Here is a 22,425-nt window from a genome sequence, read left to right on the forward strand (position 1 = left end):
CGACCTCTGCGTCTGCGTCCCTGGAGAGGATGCATCCCATTGGGGCATTCTCGCAGGGGGCTGCGTCGTTCGTTGGCTTCAGGCCTTTAGCCTGCGTCCTCCATCGATCCTTGAACTCCACCAAAATCTCGGCGCGTTCACTCGCTCATCTCAAGTGCTCTCCGTTGTAGGTGTACGTGCATGGATGCCTGGCAACCAGGAGTTTGGTGATGCCGCTCATGATTTTAGAAGCACAACCAATGCCAGAGGATGGCTCATTCTTCACCGGCGTTGGCACTCCTCATCTTCGGTGCCATACGGGCATTGACTACCGGGTCGCATCGCTTCCGAGCTATCTGCTTCATGCCGTCTCCCCCGTCGGAGTCGGCTGGTTTCGCAGGGGACGCCCGCGGCCTTGCATCGCTTGCGGCTGCGAGTCCACGCCTCCGGTAGGAGTACTGGCGAGCCACCCCCACCGAGTGCTCCCCCTTCTTTGGAGCGCCCGTGTCGTCCACCACCAGCGCTTCAACCTCCGGCTGGTCCGCTTCTAGCTTCAGTGCCAACCGTCGACGCAACTCGTTGTCGCTCCAGTCGGCAAGCGATACGCATTGCTGCAGACGCTGCCGCACGGCCTCTCGCCGGCGGACGTCCTCAACCAGTCGCCCGGCATGGGCTCCACGCTTTGCGCTCCACGTCCAACAGCAGGCCGGTCAGGTACAACTCCAGGGCCTGGCACCGCTCCAGTCGGCCCAGTCCCTCCACCATCGACTCGAAGTACTCGTGCAGCTCCTATCGAGCTTACGCATCTGCGTGGGCGTCATGGTCCATGGAGTAGATCATTCTCGCCCACTGGCACAACTGACCAGGTAGTACTAGGAGAATGTTGTCAACAGCGCCTAACAAATGAGAGGCCTGAGCTGGTCGTTCGAGCTGACCATGCCCACCTCTTGGGGCATGGCCCGAGAGCTTGTCTCCGACGCATTCTGGCAGCGTGTGGCGCCTCTGTTGCCTGCGCCAAAGCCCAAGAAGCCTAGTGGTCACCCAAGACCGGCCAATGAGGGGACCACCGACTCCATGCCGCGCAGCCGAGCCGGAGTCCGGCACGTATCGGCGAGCATCGTCGCGCCCTACGTCGAGTGGGTGCGGCAGCGGCCGGAGGTGGGCCGCAACGGGCGCGCCATCTTACGAGGAGCTCGGCGACACGCAGGGATACACGGGCAGCTACATCAACGTGCGCCGCTTCGTCCGGGCGTTGCGCGACAGCCAGGGCCCGGAGGCCAAGGCCGTCATCCACACGGCGCCGGGCGACGAAGTCCAGGTTGACTATGGGGAGGGGCCCATGGTGCGCCACCCGGAGACGGGGGAAATACCGGCGCACGCGCATGTTCGTCATGACGCCAGGCTACAGCCGCAAGTCGGTGCGGCTGTTGTGCGTGTTCCGGGGCATGTCGAGCACCGATTCCGGGGATGCCGAGCAGGCATTCCGGTGAAGCCGAGCACCTGCGGTGAGGGGCGGGCCTTCGCTCAGCCCTTTGCCTGGAACCCATTCAGGATGCGTGAGGCCTCCTGCCACAGCACCTTGAACTCCGGGTCAATGTTCTTGTCATTGGCCAGGGAGTCGAAGAACTGCTTCAGCCCTTCCCGGTTCTGCGCCGGGTTGTTCCGCAGCGTCCGGAAGAAGGGCTCGAGCACGAGTTCCGCCTTCTTCCCATGCCGGGAGGTCGCTTCCTCGATGACCCCATCCAGCAACTGGTAGAGCTGGTCGCCGTTCAGCCCTCCGCTCTTGGCCAGCATCTCGACGGCGGGAATGGGCTCGGGATCCAGCCCGATGCTGCCGTTTGTGAGTTCCGGGTAGGACTGCATGAGGTTCTGGAGTTGGTCGGGTTTCAGCCCTAGCTTCTCCGTGAGGAGGTCGAGCCGGTCACCGCCCGCGTTCATCAGGGCATCCTGGAGCTTGCCCTTGATGTCAATCTGGTCCAGCAGGCGCTGGCGCTCGTTGTCGAGTCCCTTCTCCTCGATAACGTTGCCTAGCAGCTCCCCGACCGCGCTGATGCCGGCGCCGATGCCGCTGGCGACAGCGCCCGGCACCTGCCCTCCTGGGAACGCGCCTACGGCGCCGCCGAGGACGCCAATGGCGTCACCGAAGAGGGCCACGGCATAGCCGGGGTTGGCAGTCTCTCCCGCCTTGTGTGCATTGACAGCCAGGGACGCGGCGCTAGCGACAGCTCCGAGCCCTGGGGCGAACCTCAGCGCGAACTCCGAGGCAGCCAGTGCCTTACCTCCATGGCGGAGGACCACCCCGTTCTCGGCGTTGCGGCCTAGGTCCACAAGGCGCTGCGTGACTCCCGCCACGAGTTCCACGGTTCCCTTGCCTGCTCCGGCGAACTCCTTCACGGCTTCCACGTACTCGCCCTGATTGGCCTTGGCCGCTCCAGTGTATGCGCTGAATAGGATGAGGCCGCCGGTCAGCAGCCTCTGCCCGGTGCTCTGGTTTGCGAAGTCCTTGCCGAGCGCCTTGAAATGGTCGTAATTGCCGTTAGCTGCGTCCTCCAGGGCGTTGATGGCCATCGTGGCCTGCGCCGCGCCGTCCTTCGCGTCGAAGAGCGGCTTGCCGAAGTCGGCGAAGGTCTTGTCGAGCGACGTGAGCTTCTCCTGGAACGCGTCCATCGCGCTCTTCGGATTCCCATTGTTCTCTGCCAGGATGCGGGTAGCGAGCCCGTTGGCGGCCGGCTGGAGGACTTCCTTGTCGAAGTCCTTGAACTCGTTGAAGGCTCGCCCGACCGCCGGGTCCTTGAAGAGCTTCTCCACTACATCCACGGTCCTGGCGGAAGCAGGGGAACTGGCGAGCGACTTGAGCGCCTCGTAGAGTTCCTTGCGCGCCTGGGGCTCCTTGACTGCGGCCTGACCCAGTGTGGCCTGGTGCTTGTCCAGCGACTCCGCGAGCGCCTCCGCCGCTTTCGTCTCCTCCGCGTAGGCTGCCTTGTTCTCAGGGGATTGCTGGAACTTCTGGATGAATTGAGCCTTTTGCCGGTCGTTGAGCGCCGGGCCGAAGTTCGCCAGGAGCTTCGACAGCCGCTCGCTCTTCGACTGGGTGGCCTCGCGCGCCTTGTCGAGCCGGGCCTTCGCAGACTGGACTTCCTTCTGGGCGCCTGTGGCGTTGGAAGTGGGCGCGGCGGAGGTGGTGCCCTTCTCGGGCTCGACGCGGCTCTGTCCCTCGTGGGCGCCCACGTTTGGGTTGTTGCCAGCGGAAGGCATGGAATCGGAGGATGGGGTCGAGTACGTCTGCCCAAGCGGGGCATGTGGGTCGTCCTTCGCGCCCATCGCGTCGAACGGAGCTCCAGGCGATTCGCCGCTCCCCGCCGTCTGGATGACTTCCTGCGGTGGCGGGGGCGTCAAGCCCAGCAGCTTCTCCAGCTCCGCCTTCCTGCTCGTGCCCTCAAAGGCGGAGACGAGCTCATTCTTCGTCGGCTTGACCTTGTCGATGGCCTTCTGGCTGTAGGGCGGCGTCTTGCCCTCCTCGACGGCCAACGCGTTCGCCTTGCGCATGGCCTCCTCGGCGCTCTTCGCGGCAAGGGCTGCCTTTTCCTCCACGTCCTGGAGTTTCTGGGCCGCCATCTTGGACGCCTCGGTGGCCTCCTTGAGCTTCTTCTCGGTGGCGGCGAGGTCTTCCTTCGACTTCTTCGCCTCCGCGGGGGGCTGTCCGGGCCTCTCCGCGGTCTTGCGTGCGTCAGCGACGGCCTTCTCCGCCGCGGTCTTCTGTCGTCGCGCGGAATCCGCGTCACGCTTGGCCTGCGTCAGGTTGTCCCGGGCCGTCTCCGCCGCCTTGCGCTTGGCCTCGGCGACAAGCCGCGCTGCCTCTGCCTTCTGCCGGGCCTCCTCCGCTCGGCGCTGTGCCTCGGCAGGGTCTACTTTCCCTCCAGAACCGACCGCTGTCACTGAACCCATGGAATATCTCCTCTTGACGGGGAATGCCTCTTGTCCGGACTGAGGCAGACGCGATGCATGTGATTGGAGGCGCGGTACGTCCTGCTCGGGTCGATGCCTGTCTGCCTCTGCACTCGAGGAGAGAGAGGGAGGAAGGCAACCGGCGTCCCAAAAATCTCGGGAGTCGACGTTGGCGGACCCGGCGGAGGCGTTGGCTCGGCGCTCTCGCCCCAAGGGCATTAGCACTACTGCGTCTGGGGCCCGCGGCGTGAACGGGGAGACCGGGCAAGCGACGTGAGGCGCGACCCAGGTTCGTGCGGTGGCAGGTAGGTCAGCGAGGCAACCAGTTCCGGCTCGCGCTCAGCGGCACACCCATCGAGAGCCGACTGGTGGACCTCTAGAGCCTGATGCACTTCGCCAACCGGGGGCTGCTCGGCGGGCGCAAGGACTTCGAGGAGCGCTGGAATGCCCCCCCGCCTGACAGGGAGAGGCAGGCCGGGCGACACCGCTGCAGGAGATCGACCGCGACCCTCCGTGACAGTGCCCCAGCGCCTAGGCACAGGGGCGCTCACCCAGCCTGGGGCCTGGATGCCCTGGGAGGGAAGGTCCGGGCCTCTGCCAGGATGGCGCCTGGGTGGCGGGATGCCTTGCGCCATGGCCGGAGAATTGGAACGAAGGCCTGTCACGCTCTTCGCCCGTGCCGCCTAGAAGGGGCGAGGACGGCGCGAGGCCCGTCCCAGAGGACCCTCTTGATGCACACCTTTGTCGACTTCGCGCCGGACCAGGAACAGGTAGCTTGCGCGGGCCGGAGGGCGCCTGCTCGTGCCCCGATGCCGCTGGGTTGACCGATTCACAGGGGAACAGGGTGACTTCTCTCGAGGTGCGGGCCTGAACCGGAAGCATTCAGCATGAACGTGCGCACGGTCTCGGAACTCGATGCGCTGATGGCTCGGCTCGCCGAGGGCGACCGGGTCGCGTTCACGCGTGTCTTCGAGTTGCTCTGGGGCCCCATCCAGAAGCTATGCCTGAGCCTGCTCAGGAACGAAGCAGACGCCGCTGACGCCGGCCAGGAAGCGATGCACAAGATTCTCGAACGCGCCTCCGACTTCGACAAGACCCGTCCGGCGATGCCCTGGGCTCTCGCCATCGCGGGCTGGGAGTGCCGGACCCTGGCGCGCCGCCGAGAACGCCGGCGCGAATCCCACACGGACGCCATCCCCTCGTGCGCCGGACCTCACGCGGAGGAGGAGTTCCTCCAGCGGGACCTGACCACCGCCGCGATGGCCGCCCTGGGAGAGCTCTCCGAGTTGGACCGCGAGGTGCTCATCGCCACGTTCTGGGACGAGGCCGCGTCGGTCTCTGGCGCCACGCTGCGAAAGCGCCGTGAGCGCGCACTGGACCGGCTCCGAAAGACCTTCAGGAGGCTCTATGGGCTCGACTGACATCCAACTGCTTCAACGACGGGTGCGCCGGACCTACGAGCTCGCGAGGCTGCGACGCGCGCTCGTGGGCGTACTCCCGATTGTCGTCGTCACCGCGATTGCCACCCTTCTCGCGAGCCGGCCCGCGCCACCTCTCACGTTCGGCCTGGCGACAGCGCTGATGGGTGCGATGATGCTCTGGCATGGCCGCGATCCGCAGAAGGCGTTCCTGCCTGGCGTCATCGCGGGGCTCGTCCCGCTCGCGCTCGCGCTCGGCACCGGCGCCCTGCACACCTGTGGCACAGCCAACTGCTCCTCCCTGTGCCTCCCAGCATGTGTGCTCGGCGGTGTGATCGCGGGAATGGCCGTGTCGGGGGTCAGCTTCCAGCGTCGCGCGGGCCCCTGGTTCTGGGTCTCCGCCTCCGGGCTCGCGCTCCTTACCGGCGCCATGGGCTGCGCGTGCATGGGCACATCGGGTGTCGTCGGCCTTGGCATGGGCTTCGGAGCAGGGATTGTTCCTGGCCTCTTGCGTCGCGTTTTCGGCCAGAAAGCCTCCTGAACAAACGCTATTGATTCTCGAACGCTCGCCGAGGCGCGGACTCGCACCATCGCCCCGAATTTCCCTCGGAGCGCGGGCCTCCGCTAGGTCATGGAGGCGTTCGGCCGCTCGAGAATCGTGAACTCCGGCTTGGCGGAGACCCTTCAAAGGGAGACATGACGATGAGAGCCAATATCTGGACTGTAGTGGGACTGATGATGCTCACGGGGGCCTGTACGCAGCAGGCCGCGCCCGCCATGAAGATGACGCCAGCGCCTCCAGTCCCTGAACAGAGTGCGGGGCAGCAAGGCCACCTCACCCGCGTCACGGACCGCAGCCTTGTCTGCATGGTGAACGACCAGCACATGGGCCGGCCACAGATACCGGTCGAGGTCAGCGGGCGCACGTATTACGGCTGTTGCGAGATGTGCAAGGACCGGCTCGCGAATGACGCGACGTTCCGGACCGCGACGGACCCGGTGAGTCAGCGGCCCGTGGACAAGGCGACGGCCGTCATCGGCGTCACCCAGGACAACTCCGCGCTCTACTTCGAGAACGACCAGACCTTCGCCGCCTACTCACGTCAGGCTGCGGGGGCGTCCCGGTAGTTCTACCCCCGCCGGGAAGTCCCGGACGCGGCCCACGAATGGCGCGGGCGGCCTCGTGAGCCCCCAGCGCTGCCCCCGTCGGCCCCCAACGACGCTCAAGGTGTCACGCTCCACTCCTGACGCGCCTAGGAACACGTCGAGTCAGCCAATTCGCTCGCACGCATCCGCGGACGGCTGGCTCGGCGAACTTCGTCGCTGTGCGTGAATCATCAAGGAGATGTCGTGTACGGGTTTGCATTGCTCTCGCGTGGCGCCGCCGCCATTTCAGGCTTCGGCGCCGTGCTCGCCGTTGCCTTATCTCCGGCCGAAGCCTCGGCTCAAACGCTGACCCTGCGCGAATCATTGGACACCGCGCTTCACAACTACGGCGACATCCGCGCGAAGCAGTCTCGTCGCGACGCGGCCGAGCATGATGTGTCATACACCCGGAAGGCCTATCTCCCCGACGTCGTGCTGTCGGCGCAGCAGACATTCGGCACCGTGAATGCCCTGCATGGGACGCTCTATTCTCCTGGCGGCCCCTCCAATGCATCGACCAGTCTCCCGTTGCCGGAGCAGAACTGGAACGCGGCGTTCGGCGCCTTGTACTCGGTGCTCGTCCACTGGAACGTCTCCACCTTCGGCCGTCTCGACCGGCAGATTGAGCTGTCGGAGAGGACGCACGAACTGAAACAGCGCGAGCTCGAGCTCGCGCGGTTCCAGCATGGGGTTCGCGTCACCCACGCGTACCTCAACCTATCGACCGCTCAGCGCATCACCCACATCCAGAAGCAGAGCGTGGCGCGCTTCGAGGTCGTGCTCGAGTCCGTCCAGAGCCACGCCGAGAACGGATTGGTCCCCGGGGTGGATGTCTCCTTCGCGCGCGCCGAACTCGCCAGCGCCAGGTCCCTCCAGCTCAAGGCCTATGACGCCGAGCTCCAGGCGTCGAAGGAGCTTGCGGTCCTGATGGGCGTTCCGTTTCGCGAGTTCCAGCTCGAGCCGACGTTCCACCAGTCGACGCCCGAGCCCGGCGAGCCAGCGCACGTCGCGCCCGGGCACCCCGTCCTCGCGGTGCACGAAGGGCAGGTCCTCCGCGGCGAGCAGGAGAAGAAGGTGGCCGCGGCCGAGGGCCTGCCCACGCTCTTCGCCTTCGGCATGTTGCAGGGGCGCGGCTCGGGCTTTCGCTCCAACTACGCGCAGGACCCGGGCGCGTTCTCGAGTGGGTACCTCGACGGGGTAGGCATCGATCGGGGCAACACCATTGTCGGGTTGGGATTGAGCTGGAACCTGGCCTCCGTGCTGCGCAGCTTCTCCAGCGAGGCAGCGCGGGACGCGCGTACCCGCGCGCTCCACCAGGAGCAGGAGCTGGCCACCCAGGAGCTGGTTGCCCAGGCCCGCTTCGCCGAGCACAAGTTCTCCCTGGCGCGAGAGGTGACCCACCACGCCGTGTTGCAACGGGACGCCGCCGCGGAGGGGTTCCAGCAGAGCAAGGCCCGCTACGACAGTGGGCTCGGGACGATTGTCGAACTCACCCAGGCGACCTTCTCCGCGACCCGGGGCGAGGTCGACCTCGAGCTCGCCCAGAACGGCATCTGGCAAGCCCTTCTCCTCAAGTCGGCCGCGGCCGGTGACCTCAACGAATTCCTGCAGCAGGTCCGTGGAGTGAAGAAGCAATGAGCATCCTGAAGGTCTCCCTACGAAGGCCCGTCACCGTCCTCGTGCTGGTCGTCGCCATGGTCTTTTTTGGTGTGCGTGCGGCCGGAGACATCAAGGTCGACGTCCTGCCGGAGATGAACCTCCCTGTCGTCTACATCGCGCATACCTTCAACGGGTATACGCCGGCACAGATGGAGGGGTATTTCACGAAGATGTACGTGAACATGATGCTGTTCACGAACGGCATCAAGAACATCGAGACGAAGAACTCCCAGGGCCTGACCCTGATGAAGCTCTCGTTCTACGAAGGCACCGACATGGGGCAAGCGGTCGCGGAGATCAACGCGCTCTCGAATCGCTCCCAGGTGTTCCTGCCCCCCGGCGCGCCTCCCCCCTTCATCATCCGCTTCGATGCCTCGTCGCAGCCGGTGGGTCAGTTAGTGTTCCGCAGCGAGAGCAAGACCAACAACCAGCTCCAGGACATCGCCAACTTCACCGCGCGGCCGTTCCTCATCTCCATCCCCGGCCTCACGACGGCGCCCCCGTTCGGCGGCAGCCCGCGCACGGTTGAAATCAACATCGAGCCTGAGAAGCTGCGCGTGCACAACCTCACGCCCGAACAGGTCGTGGAGGCCATCGCTCGCCAGAACGTGACGGCTCCCTCCGGGAACGTCCACGTCGGCGACATGACCTACATCACGCCGACCAACAGCACCCTTCGCGCCGTGGAGGACTTCGGGAACATCCCGCTCCTCAAGGGCTCGGTGGCGAACGTCTACGTCCGGGATGTCGCGACCGTGAAGGACGGTGCCGACATCGCCACCGGCTACGCCCTGGTGAACGGCAAGCGCTCCGTCTATCTCAACGTCGCCAAGGCGGGGAATGCCTCGACGGTGCACGTGGTACAGCAGCTCAAGGAGTCCATCCCCCGAATCCAGAGCAACCTGCCCGACGACGTCCACATCTCCTACGAGTTCGACCAGTCCGTCTACGTGGTGGGGGCCCTGAAGGGGCTGATTGCGGAGGGCGTGCTCGGCGCGGTGCTGACGGGGCTGATGGTCCTGCTGTTCCTGCGTGACGTGCGCTCCGCGATCATCGTCATCATCACGATTCCCATCGCCATCATCTCCGGCGTGCTGTTCCTCAAGCTGTTTGGCCAGACCATCAACATCATGACCTTGGCCGGCCTGGCGCTCGCAGTTGGCATCCTGGTGGACGAGAGCACGGTGACCATCGAGAACATCCATCAGCACCTCCAGCGCGGCAAGGCGGTGGCGGTGGCGGTGTGGGACGCGTGCCTGGAGATCGCCTTCTCGAAGCTGCTCATCCTGCTGTGCATCCTCGCTGTCTTTGCGCCTGCCCTCACGATGGGCGGAATCCCCGGGGCGCTCTTCCGGCCGCTCGCGCTGGCCATCGGGTGCTCGATGGTCGTCTCCTTCCTGCTTTCGCAGTCACTGGTGCCGGTGCTGGCGAACTGGATGCTCAAGCAGCACGGCCCGCCCCCGGGCGGTGAGGGCGCCAGCCCCTCCCCTGGGCGCGTGCGCCGCGTGATTGAGCGCATGCTGCCGCACAGGAAGTTGCTCGTCTCGGCAGGCGTGGGAGGCCTCATCGTCCTGGCGGTGGTCTCGCTCCAGCGCATTGGCAAGGACGTGCTGCCGAGAGTCAACTCCAGCCAGCTCCAGATGCGGCTCCGCGCGGCGGAAGGAACCCGAATCGAGAAGACCGAGCAGGTCGTCCACCAGGCCATGGGCCTCGTCGAAGAAGTCGTGGGCGATGGGAAGGTCCGAATCTCCTCGGCCTACGTGGGCCAGCACCCTTCATCGTTCGCCATCAGCCCCATCTATCTCTACAACGCGGGCCCCCACGAGGCGCTCCTTCAGGTCGCCTTCGAGGGCGGCGTCGGCGACATCGACGCATTGAAGGAGCGCATCCGGCAGCGAGTGCGCGAGGTGATGCCAGACGTCCAGGTCGCGTTCGAGCCCGTGGAAATCACGGAGAAGATTCTCGGTCAGGGAGCGCTGTATCCCATCGAGGTCCGGTTCTCCGGGATGAAGAAGAAGGTCAACGAGAAATACGCGGGGATGCTGCTCGAGAAGCTCCGGGGTATCTCCTATCTGCGAGACCAGCAGGTGCAGCAGTCGCTGCGCTATCCGGCCCTGAACGTGGAGGTGGACCGGATTCGCGCGGCCCAGCTGGGCATCGACATGCAGGACGTCACGCGCTCCCTGACCGCGTCCACGTCGTCCTCGCGCTACACGTCCAAGAACATGTGGGTCGAGGGCATGATGGGCATCGCCTACGACGTGCAGGTCCAGACGCCCGCGAGCGAGCTGAACAGCGAGCAGGACCTGGCGCAGGTGCCGCTGTTGAAGAATGCGAGCCGCCCCGTCCTCGGGGACGTGGCGACCATCACCCCTGGCATCGCGTACGGGGAGACGCACAACCTGGGGACCATGGCGTTCGCCTCGGTTACCGCGAATGTCCACGGCAAGGACCTGGCGCAGGCCCGGCGCGACGTGCAGGCGGCGATTGCATCCATGGGCGAGCTGCCCAAGGGCGTCAACGTGCAGATGGCGGGGCTCTCCGTCGTCCTCGACGACACCCTGCGCAGCCTCGCGAACGGGCTGATGGTCGCGGTCCTGGTGGTCTTCCTGCTGCTCGCGGCCAGCTTCCAGTCGTTCCGGTTGGCCACCGTGGTCCTGACGGCGGTGCCGGCCGTCGTGCTGGGCGCGGTCATCTCCCTGCGACTCACCGGCTCCACGCTCAACCTCCAGTCCTACATGGGCATCATCATGGCCGTCGGTGTCTCCATCGCCAACGGCGTGTTGCTGGTCGCGAGCTCCGAGCAGCGCCGGAAGGCAGGCTCGAACGCGCCCCTCGCCGCGCTCGAAGGCGTATCGCTGCGCGTGCGCCCCATCCTGATGACGACGCTGGCGATGCTCGCGGGAATGCTGCCCATGGCCATCGGGCATGGGGAGGGCGGCGACCAGATGGCCCCCCTGGCACGAGCAGTGCTCGGTGGACTGAGCGCGTCCACGCTGATGGTGCTGTTCGGCCTGCCGCTCGCGTTCGCCTGGGCGCAGGACGCGGTTCCTACGACGTCCCGGTCTCTTGACCCTACCGATGAGGAGAGTGAACACCATGCCATGGGAGTTGTCTGAAATGCGTACACGAGCGAACCGCTGGTGCATCCTGCTGACCCTCGGTGGGCTGGCGAGTGTGAGCGGTTGCCGGACCGCAGAGCCCTCCATGGAGGCCACCGTGCCCACCGCGCGCGCAGCCACTGAGACCTTCCGGGTCGAGGCATCCCGGCTGGCGTCGACCCTGCGACTCCCGGCCGAGCTGGTCGCGGACCAGACGGTGGACGTGTACGCGAAGGTCAACAGCTACGTGAAGCACCTCCGAGTGGATATCGGCGACGTCGTCAGGAAGGGCGACCTGTTGGTGACGCTCGAAGCGCCGGAGATTGAAGCGCAGCTCGCATCTGCCAGGGCGCGGTGGGCCGCGATGGAGGCGCTCCATGTCGCGTCGAAGGCAAGCTACGAGCGCACCGTGCGGACCAGCGCGACCGAGGGTGCCGTGGCCCGCGACGCGGTCGACCAGGCGCGGGCGAAGGAGCAGGCGGATGCCGCACAGGTGGTCGCCGCCAAGGCGCACTACGACGAGCTGCTGGCCATGCGGAGCTACCTGGTGATGCGGGCACCGTTCGACGGCGTCGTGACGGAACGGAACGTGGAGCTCGGAACCTACGTGGGCCCCTCGGGCCGGGGCTCGCACAAGCCGATGCTGGTAGTGCGGACCGTCCAGAAGCTTCGGCTCCACGTGTCGATTCCAGAGGCGTACAGCCCCTATGTCCAGCTGGGTGAGACAGTGAAGTTCACCATACGCGCGCTCCCGGGGCGCGAGTTCTCCGCGCAAATCACCCGGCGGGCGGGGGCGCTCGACGCGGCACTCCGCGCGGAGCGAATCGAGGCGGACGTCGACAACCCGGACGGGGCGCTCTTGCCCTTGATGGTCGCCGACGCGAGCATTGCGCTCTCCTCGCAGGGCCCCACCGTCATGATTCCCCGGACGGCGCTGGTGGAGAGCGGAATGGGCACCTACGTCCTGCGGGTGCAGGATGGCGCGGCGAAGCGCGTGCCTGTATCGCGCGGCATGCGTGCCGGCGAGAAGGTCGAGGTGTTCGGCGCGATTGAGACCGGAGACGTGCTCGTGTTGAAGGCGTCGGAGGAGATGAAGGAGGGAATGGCCGTTGCCGGTGGCTGAGCTCCGCTCAGGCGGCCAGGAGGCCACGGCGAAGGCCCCGCCTACCACCGTCTGGATAAACGACCCCGCGCGGCTCTCCGCCTCACAGGAAGCTGCGCAGTAATCTCTCGAACGCACTGCCTCACTCGCGTTGACGGGTTCCGAGCGCGCCCGACGTGGGCGCCACCAACGTTCCCGACCTGCCCACGCCCACCCACTGATGAGGCGTGGTGGTTTGTACGTAGGCAAAGCACCTGTCCGTCCGCGCGACTGTCAGGGACGCGTCGTATGACTCGGGCTGCCGTCACGCGCGAGGCATGGACAAGCACCAACTCCGTGCTCCAGTGTGCGCGGCACCAACGCTCCTGACTCAGGGAAGAAGGCATGAAGACGAAGCTCGCCGCGGTGACACTGGTTGCATCCCTGCTCGCGTCCTCCGCCGCGTGGGCCGCGGTGACGGTGCGCTACTACAACCGAGATTCGCGCGACCACTCGTGGTCCGTGGTGTGTAGCGGCGTGAAGACGTCGGTGACGTTCAGCAAGAGCCAGACGGCCTCCGTCACCATCCAGGGCTCCGGGCCCTGCTCCGTGAAGACGGACGCGGGAACCGTGGTCCTCAAGGGCGGTGAAGACCTGGAAATCAAGGACGGGCGCATCCAGGTGAAGTGAGCCCCCGCCCGCCAGACAGCCTTGATTTAGATTAAATCCAGACCATTTTAACTCTCCCAAGTGCAGATTAAGCCCAACCTGGATTGAATCTAACGCGAACCCGCCACATACTGCATTGCGTCAGTCTTCCGGGTGGAGGCGCAATGAAGAAGTGGTTCGCGATGGCCCTTCTGGTGGGTGTGGGTGTGGCGGGGTTGCTGGTCGAACCGGCGGCGCAGTTGAAGCAAGGGGGGCCCATCAACACCGCGGACACGGCGTGGATCCTCACAGCCACCGCGCTGGTGCTGCTGATGACGCCGGGCCTGTCCTTCTTCTACGGCGGCATGGTGCGGCTGAAGAACGTGGTGTCCACGCTGCTGCAGAGCTTCATCGCCATGGCGGTCATCAGCCTGATCTGGGTGATGGTGGGCTTCAGTCTGTGCTTCGGCGACAGCTTCCATGGGCTCATCGGCGACCCGCGAACCTTCTTCATGTTCAGCGGCGTGGGCGGTGAGACGCACCCGGACCTGGCGCCCACCATCCCCTTGATGCTGTTCGCGCTGTTCCAGCTCAAGTTCGCCATCATCACCCCGGCGCTCATCACCGGCGCGTTCGCGGAGCGCGTGCGCTTCAAGGCGTACGTGCTCTTCATGGTGCTCTTCACGCTCGTCATCTACGCGCCGCTGGCGCACTGGACGTGGCACCCGGAGGGCTTCCTCCGTCAGTGGGGCGTGCTCGACTTCGCGGGCGGCACGGTGGTGCACATGTCCGCGGGCTTCGCGGCGCTGGCCGGCGCGCTGGTGCTGGGCCGCCGCAAGGTGCACGTGGAGAACACGACGCACGCGCCCGCCAACATCCCCTTCGTGATGCTGGGCACGGGCATGCTGTGGTTCGGCTGGTTCGGCTTCAACGCAGGCTCGGCGATGTCGGCCTCGTCGCTGGCCACGCTGGCCTTCGCCACCACCAACACGGCGTCCGCGGCGGCGATGCTGGGATGGATTGCCTTCGACTGGCTGCGCGGCCGCAAGCCCAGCGCCATGGGTGCGTGCATCGGCGCGGTGGTGGGCCTGGTGGCTGTGACGCCCGCGGCCGGCTTCATCACCGTGGGGCAGAGCATCGTCGTGGGCCTCGTCGCCAGCTTCGTGAGCAACGCGGCGGTGCACTTCAAGAACCGCACATCGGTTGACGACACGCTGGACGTCTTCCCCTGCCACGGCCTGGGCGGCGTGGTGGGCATGGTGCTGACGGGCGTGCTGGCCAAGGACGTGGGCCTCATCCACGGCGAGACGCGCACCTTCATGATGCACATGCTGGCGCTGGTGCTGGTGTCGGTGTTCTCCTTCGCCGGCTCGTTCCTGCTCTACAAGCTGGTGGACCGCATCGTCCCGCTGCGCGTCACCCGCGAGCACGAGGAAGAAGGCCTGGACCTGAGCCAGCACGGCGAGACGGTGGGCGAGTCCATCATCGCCCCCGGGCCGCAGTCCGCGCTCACCGCGACGACGGCGGTCGCCACCGAGCCAGCGTCGGACGCCTCCAGCCTGCCTCAGCCCGCCTGAGCCTCACCGAGGCAGGTGTCGCGTGCCGCCGCTCGGAGCCCCGGGCGGCGGCCTCGTTCGAAGCCTGAGCAGGCTCAGCTGCTCTTCTTCCTCGCCGCGGGCGCGCGCGCCTTGCGTGTCGCGGCCCGGGTGGGCGCGGTTTCCGGCATGGGGCCCGTCGAGGGCGTCCCCGCCTCCGCGGTGGGCTTCTGCCGGCGCTTCAACCGGCGCGGCGGCAGCAGGTCTGGTTCGCCGGGCACCTTCTGCGCCATGAAGATGGCGGCATCCAGCTTGTAGAAGCTCCGCGTCCGGTACCACGTCAGGGCGGACTCGTTGTTCTCCGCCACCTCCAGGACCAGGTGCGTGCAGCCTCGCGTCCGGGCCAGGTGCTGGAGCTGATCCAGCATGAAGCTGCCCACGCCCCGCCCCTGGTAGTCCGGATGCACCGCCAGCTCCTCCACGAAGAGCGGCCGCATGCCCCGCTTCTCGAACCAGCGGGGGTTCACCCAGTTGTCGTCCCCGGTGGCCTCGAAGGCGCACTCCGAGTAACCGACGATGCTACCGTCCACCTCATAGAGGAGCTGTTCGATCCACTCCGAGGTGTAGACCTCCAGGAATCGCCGCTTGGAGCGAGGCCGCTGGTACTCCACCGTCTCCCGGTTCACGTCCCGGAAGACGAGCTTGAGGAACTCCCAGGTCCGGTTCAGGTCCCGCCTGTGGATGCGGCGCACTCGGACTTCGAGTGAGTCCGGGGGTTTGGGAGTCTTGGCCTTCGGCATACGCCCGCCTCCTTAGCAGGCTGCCGGTGGGACGCCCAGTCTCGTCGCATGCTACGACCCGGCTGGGTGTGCCGCGACATCAGGAGGGTTGCCTCATGGGGGGGTGGGAGGATGGAATGGGCGAAGTTTCCCCGGAATGCCCTGCCTGAGAGTCCCAGCCCCATGACCCTACCCGCTGATGGTGACCTCCGCATTGATGAGGTCCTGCGGAATACGTACAGGATTGTCTCCCTGCTGGGACGGGGAGGAATGGGCTCGGTGTACCTGGCCCAGCACCTGCGGCTCCCCGGCAAGCAGGTGGCGGTCAAGGTGCTGCGCGGCGGCGACCACCTGACGCCCGAAATCTTCGCGCGCTTCCGCCGGGAGGCGGAGATTGCCTCGCGGCTGGGCCACCCCAACATCGTCGAGGTGCTCGACTACGACACCCTGGAGAACGGCAACCCGTTCCTGGTGCTGGAGTACCTGCGCGGAGAGAGCCTCCAGGAGCGGCTGGAGCGCGGGCGCCTGCCCATGGAGGACGTGGTCTCATTCACCCGGCAGATGGGCTCCGCGCTCCAGGCGGCGCACGGCGCGGGCGTCATCCACCGCGACCTCAAGCCGGCCAACGTGTTCCTGGTTCCCACCGACTCCGGCGGCGTGGTGGGCGAGCGCGTGAAGCTGCTCGACTTCGGCATCTCCAAGGTCCTCAGTTCCACGACGGTGCAGACGCAGGAGGCGACCATCATCGGGACGCCTCAGTACATGTCGCCCGAGCAGGCCCAGGGGAAGAACCGGGACATCGACGCGCGCACGGACGTGTTCGCGCTGGGGTGCATCGTCTACGAGATGATGGCCGGCAAGCCCGTGTTCGGCTCAGGCAGCCTCGCGCAGATGATCTTCCGCGTCGTCTATGAGCCGCCCGAGCCCCTGGCCCCGCTCTGTCCCGAGGCCACGCCGGAGGCCATCTCCGCGGTGATGCGCGCGCTCGCCAAGAGCGTGGACGAGCGCTACCCGGACGTCTCCACCTTCATCGCGGACCTGACGGGCACGCCGCTGCACTCGCTGTCCACCACGGCGGGGAACCAGCCTGCCCCGCGTCCCCAGGCCCCGACGTCCGGAATCGCCCTGCCCTCCGCGGGCCCGTCGTCGCTGTCCGCCACCGTCCCGCCTGGCAGCCTGAAGGTGGCACCGGACACGGGCCGCGAGGGCTTCGATTCCACGATGGCGCCCGGCACCGGCCAGCAGGGCTTCAGTCCATCCGCCACGGGGCAGATGGGCGTGGCGCAGGCGCAGGGCTTCAGTCCGTCCGCCACGGGGCAGATGGGCGTGGCGCAGTTGTCCGCCGCATCGCTCATCGACCCGCCTGGCCTGGAGCCCACGCTCATCTCGAAGCAGCTTCCGGCCATTCCCGTGCAGGAACGTCCCGCCCAGCACCACACGGCCGTGAGCGTTCCCGTGCCCATCCCGAGCGCCGCCGAGGCCCATGCCGCCGCGGCGCTGTTGTCCGCCCCGTCGACGCCGGTCTCGTCGCCCCCCGCGGCGAAAGGCCGCGGCGCCATTATCGGCGCCACCGCGGCGGTCTTACTGGCCTCCAGCATGGGACTCGTCTGGTGGATGAAGGGTGGCACCTCCGGCTCGGGCTCGCCCACGACGCCCGTGACGGACACCCGCGTCCCTCAGGACGCGCAGCAGGCCAACGGCACTCAGCAGGCCAACGGCACGCAGCAGGCCAACGGCACGCAGCAGGCCAACGGTACTCAGCAAGCCAACGGCACCGAGCAGGCCAACGGCACGCAGACTCCGCCGGACACAGACAACCCGCAGCAGGTGGTCGTGGCCACCAACACCGTACCCGACAAGCCGACCTCGCGCCCGGTGACGCGTCCCGAGGCCAAGGAAGAACTTCCGGAGCAGGTCCGCAAGCTGCTGAAGGACGGAGAAAGCGCGTTGGCCTCGGGTGACGCCAGCCGCGCCATCGCGCTGGCACGCAGCAGCCAGCGCACGAAGCGCTCCATGGCGGCGTATTCGCTGCTCACCCGCGCCTACTGCCAGCAGAAGGACCTGGGCGGTGCGGTCAGCGAGTGGCCCAAGGTCGCGTCAGCGGAGCGTGCCAAGGTCAAGAAGTTCTGCCAGAAGCACGACATCGAGCTCTGAAACAGCGGGCCATCCAGGTAGGGGGGCCCTCATGCAACACGAGGTGATTCGCTTGAGAAACATGGTCGCAGTGATTGTCGCGGCAGTCGCGCTGGGGGCGTCACAGGCCCTGGCCGCCGCGCCGGTGGAAGCTGGCAAGGTGTACTCCGGCACGGAGGGCGAAGAGGTGGCCGTGGTGCCGCTCACGCCCCGTTCCGACAAGAAGTTCATCCTGCGCGTGAAGGGCACGGGCTCGGAGTTCGATGGACTGGTGTTCCCCTACGAGCAGAACGACTGGAGCACCCGCAGCACCGAGCAGTTCAACTACAGCACCCAGTGGCACGGCCGGAAGTACACGGCCCTGCACGTGCGCGACACGAAGTACGAGCTCTACGTGCCCGGCCGCCAGCGCCCCATCCGCCTGGCCTATGACGAGAAGAAGACCGCCGCGCTGAAGCCGGAGGAGGTCTACGCGCAGCACCAGAAGCAGATGAAGGACGGCTCCCTGGCGAAGCTGATGGCCTTCGACCGCAAGGGCGAGGAGTCCGGCCACGAGAAGGAATTTGCCGCCACCCTCCAGGAGATGAACAACGCGTGTGGCACGTCCGTGGCCGCCCGCATCGACTGGAGCAGCATCAACGAGGACCAGCTCAAGGAGCTGAGCATCTCCAGCTTCTGTGGCACCCCGCTGACCAGCCTCAAGGAGCTGTGTACGGCGTCCGCCATCGCGAAGCAGACCATCCAGGAGAAGGTGAAGCAGGTCAGCTGCCGCTTTGGCTCCGCGTTGGAACCCAAGATTGAAGCGGACCGCGTCATCTGGACGACCTCCCGCGACGCCTCCAATCAGGACAAGTTCGCCACGAAGTACTTCAAGCAGAACCTGTAGTCGGAGCCTTCACGATGCGATTCCAGCGTTTCGCCTTCGCGGCGATGTCTTTCGCGTGTACCGCCGCCATGGCGGCCGAGCCCATCCAGCCCCCCTGGGGCAAGGAGTCCAACCTCGGCGAGAAGATGATGTTGGAGGCCACGTCGGTGTGCACCGACGGCAAGGGCCACTTCGTGGCGCTCACGCCCGACGACGAGGACACCAACGCCGTCCTCTACTACGGCGATGAGAAGCAGTTCGTCCAGGTGCCCCGCCCCGGCCCCTACACGTCGGCCACGTCCTTCCTGGACCCGCGCTTCTTCAACAAGGGCGCGAACCCCAACTTCCGCGGCATCGACTGGCGGGTGATGTCGAGCGTGGAGATTGACCGCAAGGAGCGCACCTGCTCCCTGACCTGCGGTGAGAAGAAGATTCCCCTCACCATGTTGGACGGTGAGCCGGCCTCCGAGCTGCTGCGCAAGGCCAGCTTCCAGCCCAACCCGCAGAAGTTCGTGCCCTACGCGCTGCTGCGTGACACCAAGGGCGCCTACTACTTCGTGGACCGTGGCTTCCACGAGGCGGAGAAGAAGAGCTACCGCGTCTTCATCGGGCCCCGCGGCAGCCTGAAGGCCCAGAAGATGACCAACGTCATCTCCGACTCCGAAGGCGAAATCTTCTCCACCAAGCGCGGAGACCTCCGCCTGCTGCTCGACAAGGCGAAGCCCGCCCTGTGGATTGAGAACACCAAGCGCCGCCTGGAGCTGCGCCAGGTGCCCGTGGATGAGAACCTGCCGCTCATCTACAACGAGCTCGGTGTGTACGAAGGCGCCCGCCTGGGCACGCCCTGCGACGACCAGTAGCCGTCCATCAGCCCCAGGGCCGGGAGCCGGCGTCCCACGGACGTCTTCCCGGCCCTTCGTGTTTTTGGCGTCAGCGGCTCACGGACGCGGCAGCGACGCCTTCAACTGCGCCACGCTCGCCTTCAGCTCCGCCAGCTCCGCCTTGAGCGCGTCGAGCTCGGCGCTCTTTGCGTTCAGCTCCCGCGTTCGCCGCTCCAGCGCCTGGATGGCGGCCATGTTTACCCCGTCGATGTCGAGCATGCCGATGCTGGTGTCATCGGTCCCCAGGCCAAACGCGGCGCGGAAGTCCTGCGCCACGGGCCCCAGGTGCCGCACCTGCCGGTCTTCGCCCTTGTAGCGCCAGGACTCCACGGGCAGTTTCGCCACCTTCGCCAGGAGGGCCTCCCCATCGACGTGGCGGAAGTCCTCCTTCATGTTGCGGTCCGACGTGCAGGTGAACACACCCGAGTTCGCCGGAAGGTCACACCCCGTCCCCAGGTCGGCGCGGGTCCGCAGGCGGACGCCTCCCGCGGCGCGCACCATGAACTGGTTGTCCGCGGTGCTGGTGGCGGTGGTGGTCGACCCGTCGCCCCAGATGAACGCGCCTGTGCGGCCCCCCGTGGACACGCGATAGCCCAGCGCGACGCCGTAATCGCCCGTTGCCTGGGCGCTGTACCCGAGCGCCACGCTCCCCTGCCCCGCCGCGGTGCTGGTGTACCCCAGGGCCGTGGAGCCAAAGCCGCTCGCGGTGTTGGACGCACCACTGGTGAAGCTCGCCGTTCCCGTCGCCTGATTGCTAGAGCCGAAGCACACGGCCACCGTGCCGCTGGCGACGCACTGGTCACCGAAGGCGAAAGTGCCGTACCCGCTGGCCCGGCTCCGGTTGCCTCCGGCCCACGAATATTCCCCCACGTTGGCGATGTCCCACTCAGTCTCCGCGTTGCCCGCGCGGAACACTCCGCGGGCCGGCGCCCACATGAGCCGCATGCCTCTGCCGCTCATCGGCAGCGGCGCTCCCAGCTCATACGCGCCTCGCGCCAGCAGTCCGCCGCCGGAGTCCACCGTGAAGACCGGCAATGCGTCCCAGACCGGCTGGGCCTCGCTCGTGTTCGTGACACGAAGCAGCGGTACGGGGGACGAGACAGCCGCCGCCGCGTCGACGAACAGACCGGACCGCGTGCTGGCCGTGCCCGCGAGAGACAGCGAGGCGTCCTGGGGCTGCGTCCCATTCTGGATGTAGCCCCCACTGCCCGGCAGCGGCGGACGCGCATCGCTCAAGCGAGGGTCGCTCCCTTCCACGACGGTCCCCGGCCCCGTTCCATACGCGACACTGACGACGTTGCTGTCATCCAACCGGAGCCCCGAACCCACCTCCCAATTCTGTGCGGGTGGCCCCTCGGAACCACACCCCGTGGTGGCCAGGGTGATGCAGCTCATCGCGGCGAACAGTTCTCTGCCCCTCATCTCGTCTCCCGGTGTGGAATCCGGGTAGGAAACGACCCCGACCGATTTCCTTCGCGGAAAGGTCCATACTCCCGAGGGGGGATTCCGGGACGCACGCGCGTTGACTGAGCATCGGCCCCCACCATGGGCCGTAGATGCGGCCACGCGCCTCCTTCCACGAGGAGGCCATCCGAGGGGGAGACACCGATGCAGCCTGCCGTCTGGGTCCTGGGGCTTGTGAGCCTGTTGTCGTCCGGGCTGCTCGTCTTCACCGCCATCCGGCTCGCCGCCGTGAAGAGGCGCTTCAAGCCCGTGCTCGACGTGGAGGCCGAACGCCAGCGCGTCCTGTCGGAGCTGACGCGCGAGAAGGCCGAATCCACGCACACGCTGGCCATGGAACGGAACCGGGTGGCCGCGGAGCTGACCCGCGAGAGGTCGGACACCGCCCAGTCCCTGGCCGCGGAGCGGAACCGCGTCACGGCGGAGCTGACGCGGGCTCGAGAGGACGCGGAGGCCGCCATCCAGAGCGCCAGGCTGAACTTGGTGCACGCGAAGGAGGAGAATGAACGCGCCATCTCCCAGGCTCAGACTCAGGCCCAGGCCGAGGCAACGCGCATCCGGGAGCAGGCGGAGAAAGACGCCCGTGAGGCGGAAGTCCAGCGCCAACAGGCGCAGGTCGAGCGCACCCAGCTCGAGAACACCATCTCCCGGCTGGCCGCGGAGCTGCGCCCTTTGGAGGAGGAGTCGGTCCTCCGCTCCTACGGGCTCTACAAACCCGTCTACAACTTCTCCACATCGGAGAAGTACGAGGAGCGCCTGGAAGACATCCGCGAGCGTCAGAAGGAAATGCTCAAGGAGAAGAAGGCCGCCTTTTGCAAGATTGAGTGGGAGGTCAACGGCAGCAAGGCGGAGGGCCGCAAGCAGACGGAGCGGACGCTGAAACTGATGCTGCGCGCCTTCAACGGCGAGGCGGACGCCTGCGTCGCCAAGGTCAGCTACAAGAACGTCAAGGCCATGGAGGCGCGCATCCAGAAGGCCGCGGACGCCATCAGCGCCCTCACCGAAATCCAGCAGTGCTTCATCGCCACGAAGTACGTGGACCTCAAGCTGGACGAACTGCGGCTCGCCCACGAGTACCAGGAGAAGCTTCAGCAGGAGAAGGACGAGCAGCGGCGCATCCGCGAGCAGATGCGTGAGGAAGAAGCCGCCCAGCGCGAGTTGGAGCGCGCCCGGCTCGAAGCCGAGCGGGAAGCGCGGCGCGACGAGGAGGCCCTGCGCAAGGCCCGCACCGAGTTCGAGCAGAGCACCGGTGCGCAGCAGCAGAGACTGCAAGAGCGCATCGCGGAACTGGAGCGCCGGTTGGCCGAGGACCTGGAGCGTCAACGCGCCATCTCCCAGGCCCAGCTCACCCGCACCGGACACGTCTACGTTATCTCCAACATCGGCTCGTTCGGCGAGGACGTCTACAAGGTCGGGATGACGCGGCGGCTCGTCCCGATGGACCGCATTGACGAACTGGGTGACGCGTCCGTCCCCTTCGAGTTCGACGTCCACGCCATCATCCGCACCCATGACGCGCCCAAGCTGGAGTCCGAACTGCACCGCACGTTCGCCAACCGGCGCGTCAACCGCATCAACGAGCGCAAGGAGTTCTTCCGGGTGAGCCTGGACGAAATCGCCGAGGCCGTGCGCGAGCACCACGGTGACTTCGAGCTGACTCGCGTCGCCGAAGCCGCCGAGTACCGCAAGTCACTCGCGCTCATCGACGAGGAACGAAACGGCGCGGAAACATCCACGGCGTCCGCGCCACGGCGCGCCGTCGCTTGAGCCCGCCACTTCGACGCAGCGGGCCAG

Annotated in this window: 15 protein-coding genes and 1 pseudogene; 12 read left to right on the forward strand and 4 right to left on the reverse strand. The window is 66.7% G+C overall.

Annotated elements, in window-relative coordinates:
• Positions 1-431: 431 nt before the first annotated feature.
• A pseudogene (locus tag BHS09_RS40435) lies at positions 432-785 on the reverse strand (transposase); the annotation flags it as partial.
• Between the two features lie 718 nt (positions 786-1,503).
• On the reverse strand, positions 1,504-3,924 hold the full coding sequence (locus BHS09_RS39715) for a hypothetical protein (protein ID WP_237079937.1): 2,421 nt from the start codon (positions 3,922-3,924) through the stop codon (positions 1,504-1,506).
• 887 nt (positions 3,925-4,811) lie between these two features.
• On the opposite strand from BHS09_RS39715, the gene BHS09_RS31835 reads away from it, so the two are divergent.
• The 8 genes from BHS09_RS31835 (at position 4,812) to BHS09_RS31870 (ending at position 14,554) form a co-directional block, all read left to right on the forward strand.
• On the forward strand, positions 4,812-5,345 hold the full coding sequence (locus BHS09_RS31835; protein WP_140795157.1) for an RNA polymerase sigma factor: 534 nt from the start codon (positions 4,812-4,814) through the stop codon (positions 5,343-5,345).
• Positions 5,332-5,883, forward strand: a complete 552-nt coding sequence (locus BHS09_RS31840) for a membrane protein insertase YidC (RefSeq protein ID WP_140795158.1) — start codon at positions 5,332-5,334, stop codon at positions 5,881-5,883. The genes BHS09_RS31835 and BHS09_RS31840 overlap by 14 nt, the downstream gene beginning before the upstream one ends.
• 161 nt (positions 5,884-6,044) lie before the next feature.
• Entirely contained in the window at positions 6,045-6,470 is a 426-nt protein-coding gene (locus BHS09_RS31845) for a hypothetical protein (protein ID WP_237079938.1), read from the forward strand.
• 222 nt (positions 6,471-6,692) lie between these two features.
• Entirely contained in the window at positions 6,693-8,126 is a 1,434-nt protein-coding gene (locus BHS09_RS31850; RefSeq protein WP_237079939.1) for a TolC family protein, read from the forward strand.
• On the forward strand, positions 8,123-11,266 hold the full coding sequence (locus BHS09_RS31855) for an efflux RND transporter permease subunit (protein WP_140795159.1): 3,144 nt from the start codon (positions 8,123-8,125) through the stop codon (positions 11,264-11,266). Before BHS09_RS31850 ends, BHS09_RS31855 begins: the two co-directional genes overlap by 4 nt.
• Before the next feature lies 1 nt (position 11,267).
• The gene (locus BHS09_RS31860) at positions 11,268-12,371 is read left to right on the forward strand and encodes an efflux RND transporter periplasmic adaptor subunit (protein WP_140799895.1); all 1,104 of its coding nucleotides are present in this window, start codon (positions 11,268-11,270) and stop codon (positions 12,369-12,371) included.
• Between the two features lie 363 nt (positions 12,372-12,734).
• Positions 12,735-13,019, forward strand: coding sequence for a hypothetical protein (locus tag BHS09_RS31865; protein WP_140799896.1), 285 nt, complete (start codon positions 12,735-12,737; stop codon positions 13,017-13,019).
• A 143-nt stretch (positions 13,020-13,162) separates the two neighbouring features.
• Positions 13,163-14,554 (forward strand): ammonium transporter, encoded by a 1,392-nt coding sequence (locus tag BHS09_RS31870; RefSeq protein WP_140799897.1) that lies wholly within the window; start codon positions 13,163-13,165, stop codon positions 14,552-14,554.
• A 74-nt stretch (positions 14,555-14,628) separates the two neighbouring features.
• On the opposite strand, the gene BHS09_RS31875 is transcribed toward BHS09_RS31870, so the two are convergent.
• The gene (locus tag BHS09_RS31875; RefSeq protein ID WP_140795163.1) at positions 14,629-15,312 is read right to left on the reverse strand and encodes a GNAT family N-acetyltransferase; all 684 of its coding nucleotides are present in this window, start codon (positions 15,310-15,312) and stop codon (positions 14,629-14,631) included.
• A gap of 162 nt (positions 15,313-15,474) precedes the next feature.
• On the opposite strand from BHS09_RS31875, the gene BHS09_RS31880 reads away from it, so the two are divergent.
• From BHS09_RS31880 to BHS09_RS31890, 3 genes are all read left to right on the forward strand, one after another.
• Entirely contained in the window at positions 15,475-17,445 is a 1,971-nt protein-coding gene (locus BHS09_RS31880; RefSeq protein ID WP_140799898.1) for a serine/threonine-protein kinase, read from the forward strand.
• Positions 17,446-17,506: 61 nt separating this feature from the next.
• The gene (locus BHS09_RS31885) at positions 17,507-18,310 is read left to right on the forward strand and encodes a hypothetical protein (protein WP_237077639.1); all 804 of its coding nucleotides are present in this window, start codon (positions 17,507-17,509) and stop codon (positions 18,308-18,310) included.
• A gap of 14 nt (positions 18,311-18,324) precedes the next feature.
• Complete coding sequence (locus BHS09_RS31890) at positions 18,325-19,149, forward strand: hypothetical protein (RefSeq protein ID WP_140795166.1); 825 nt, start codon at positions 18,325-18,327, stop codon at positions 19,147-19,149.
• Positions 19,150-19,227: 78 nt separating this feature from the next.
• On the opposite strand, the gene BHS09_RS31895 is transcribed toward BHS09_RS31890, so the two are convergent.
• Positions 19,228-20,592, reverse strand: coding sequence for a tail fiber domain-containing protein (locus BHS09_RS31895; protein ID WP_237079940.1), 1,365 nt, complete (start codon positions 20,590-20,592; stop codon positions 19,228-19,230).
• A gap of 186 nt (positions 20,593-20,778) precedes the next feature.
• Between BHS09_RS31895 and BHS09_RS31900 the strand changes: the two genes are divergently transcribed.
• Entirely contained in the window at positions 20,779-22,398 is a 1,620-nt protein-coding gene (locus tag BHS09_RS31900; RefSeq protein WP_140795168.1) for an SNIPE associated domain-containing protein, read from the forward strand.
• Positions 22,399-22,425 lie beyond the last annotated feature (27 nt).

Source organism: Myxococcus xanthus (assembly GCF_006402735.1).
GTDB classification, from domain to species: domain Bacteria; phylum Myxococcota; class Myxococcia; order Myxococcales; family Myxococcaceae; genus Myxococcus; species Myxococcus xanthus_A.

What these genes read in the sequence shown, in the direction of transcription:
- BHS09_RS39715 (WP_237079937.1), bottom strand. Translation starts at nt 3,924, where the DNA reads ATGGGTTCAGTGACAGCGGTCGGTTCTGGAGGGAAAGTAGACCCTGCC.
- BHS09_RS31835 (WP_140795157.1), top strand. Translation starts at nt 4,812, where the DNA reads ATGAACGTGCGCACGGTCTCGGAACTCGATGCGCTGATGGCTCGGCTC.
- BHS09_RS31840 (WP_140795158.1), top strand. Translation starts at nt 5,332, where the DNA reads ATGGGCTCGACTGACATCCAACTGCTTCAACGACGGGTGCGCCGGACC.
- BHS09_RS31845 (WP_237079938.1), top strand. Translation starts at nt 6,045, where the DNA reads ATGAGAGCCAATATCTGGACTGTAGTGGGACTGATGATGCTCACGGGG.
- BHS09_RS31855 (WP_140795159.1), top strand. Translation starts at nt 8,123, where the DNA reads ATGAGCATCCTGAAGGTCTCCCTACGAAGGCCCGTCACCGTCCTCGTG.
- BHS09_RS31860 (WP_140799895.1), top strand. Translation starts at nt 11,268, where the DNA reads ATGCGTACACGAGCGAACCGCTGGTGCATCCTGCTGACCCTCGGTGGG.
- BHS09_RS31865 (WP_140799896.1), top strand. Translation starts at nt 12,735, where the DNA reads ATGAAGACGAAGCTCGCCGCGGTGACACTGGTTGCATCCCTGCTCGCG.
- BHS09_RS31870 (WP_140799897.1), top strand. Translation starts at nt 13,163, where the DNA reads ATGAAGAAGTGGTTCGCGATGGCCCTTCTGGTGGGTGTGGGTGTGGCG.
- BHS09_RS31875 (WP_140795163.1), bottom strand. Translation starts at nt 15,312, where the DNA reads ATGCCGAAGGCCAAGACTCCCAAACCCCCGGACTCACTCGAAGTCCGA.
- BHS09_RS31880 (WP_140799898.1), top strand. Translation starts at nt 15,475, where the DNA reads ATGACCCTACCCGCTGATGGTGACCTCCGCATTGATGAGGTCCTGCGG.
- BHS09_RS31885 (WP_237077639.1), top strand. Translation starts at nt 17,507, where the DNA reads ATGGTCGCAGTGATTGTCGCGGCAGTCGCGCTGGGGGCGTCACAGGCC.
- BHS09_RS31890 (WP_140795166.1), top strand. Translation starts at nt 18,325, where the DNA reads ATGCGATTCCAGCGTTTCGCCTTCGCGGCGATGTCTTTCGCGTGTACC.
- BHS09_RS31895 (WP_237079940.1), bottom strand. Translation starts at nt 20,592, where the DNA reads ATGAGGGGCAGAGAACTGTTCGCCGCGATGAGCTGCATCACCCTGGCC.
- BHS09_RS31900 (WP_140795168.1), top strand. Translation starts at nt 20,779, where the DNA reads ATGCAGCCTGCCGTCTGGGTCCTGGGGCTTGTGAGCCTGTTGTCGTCC.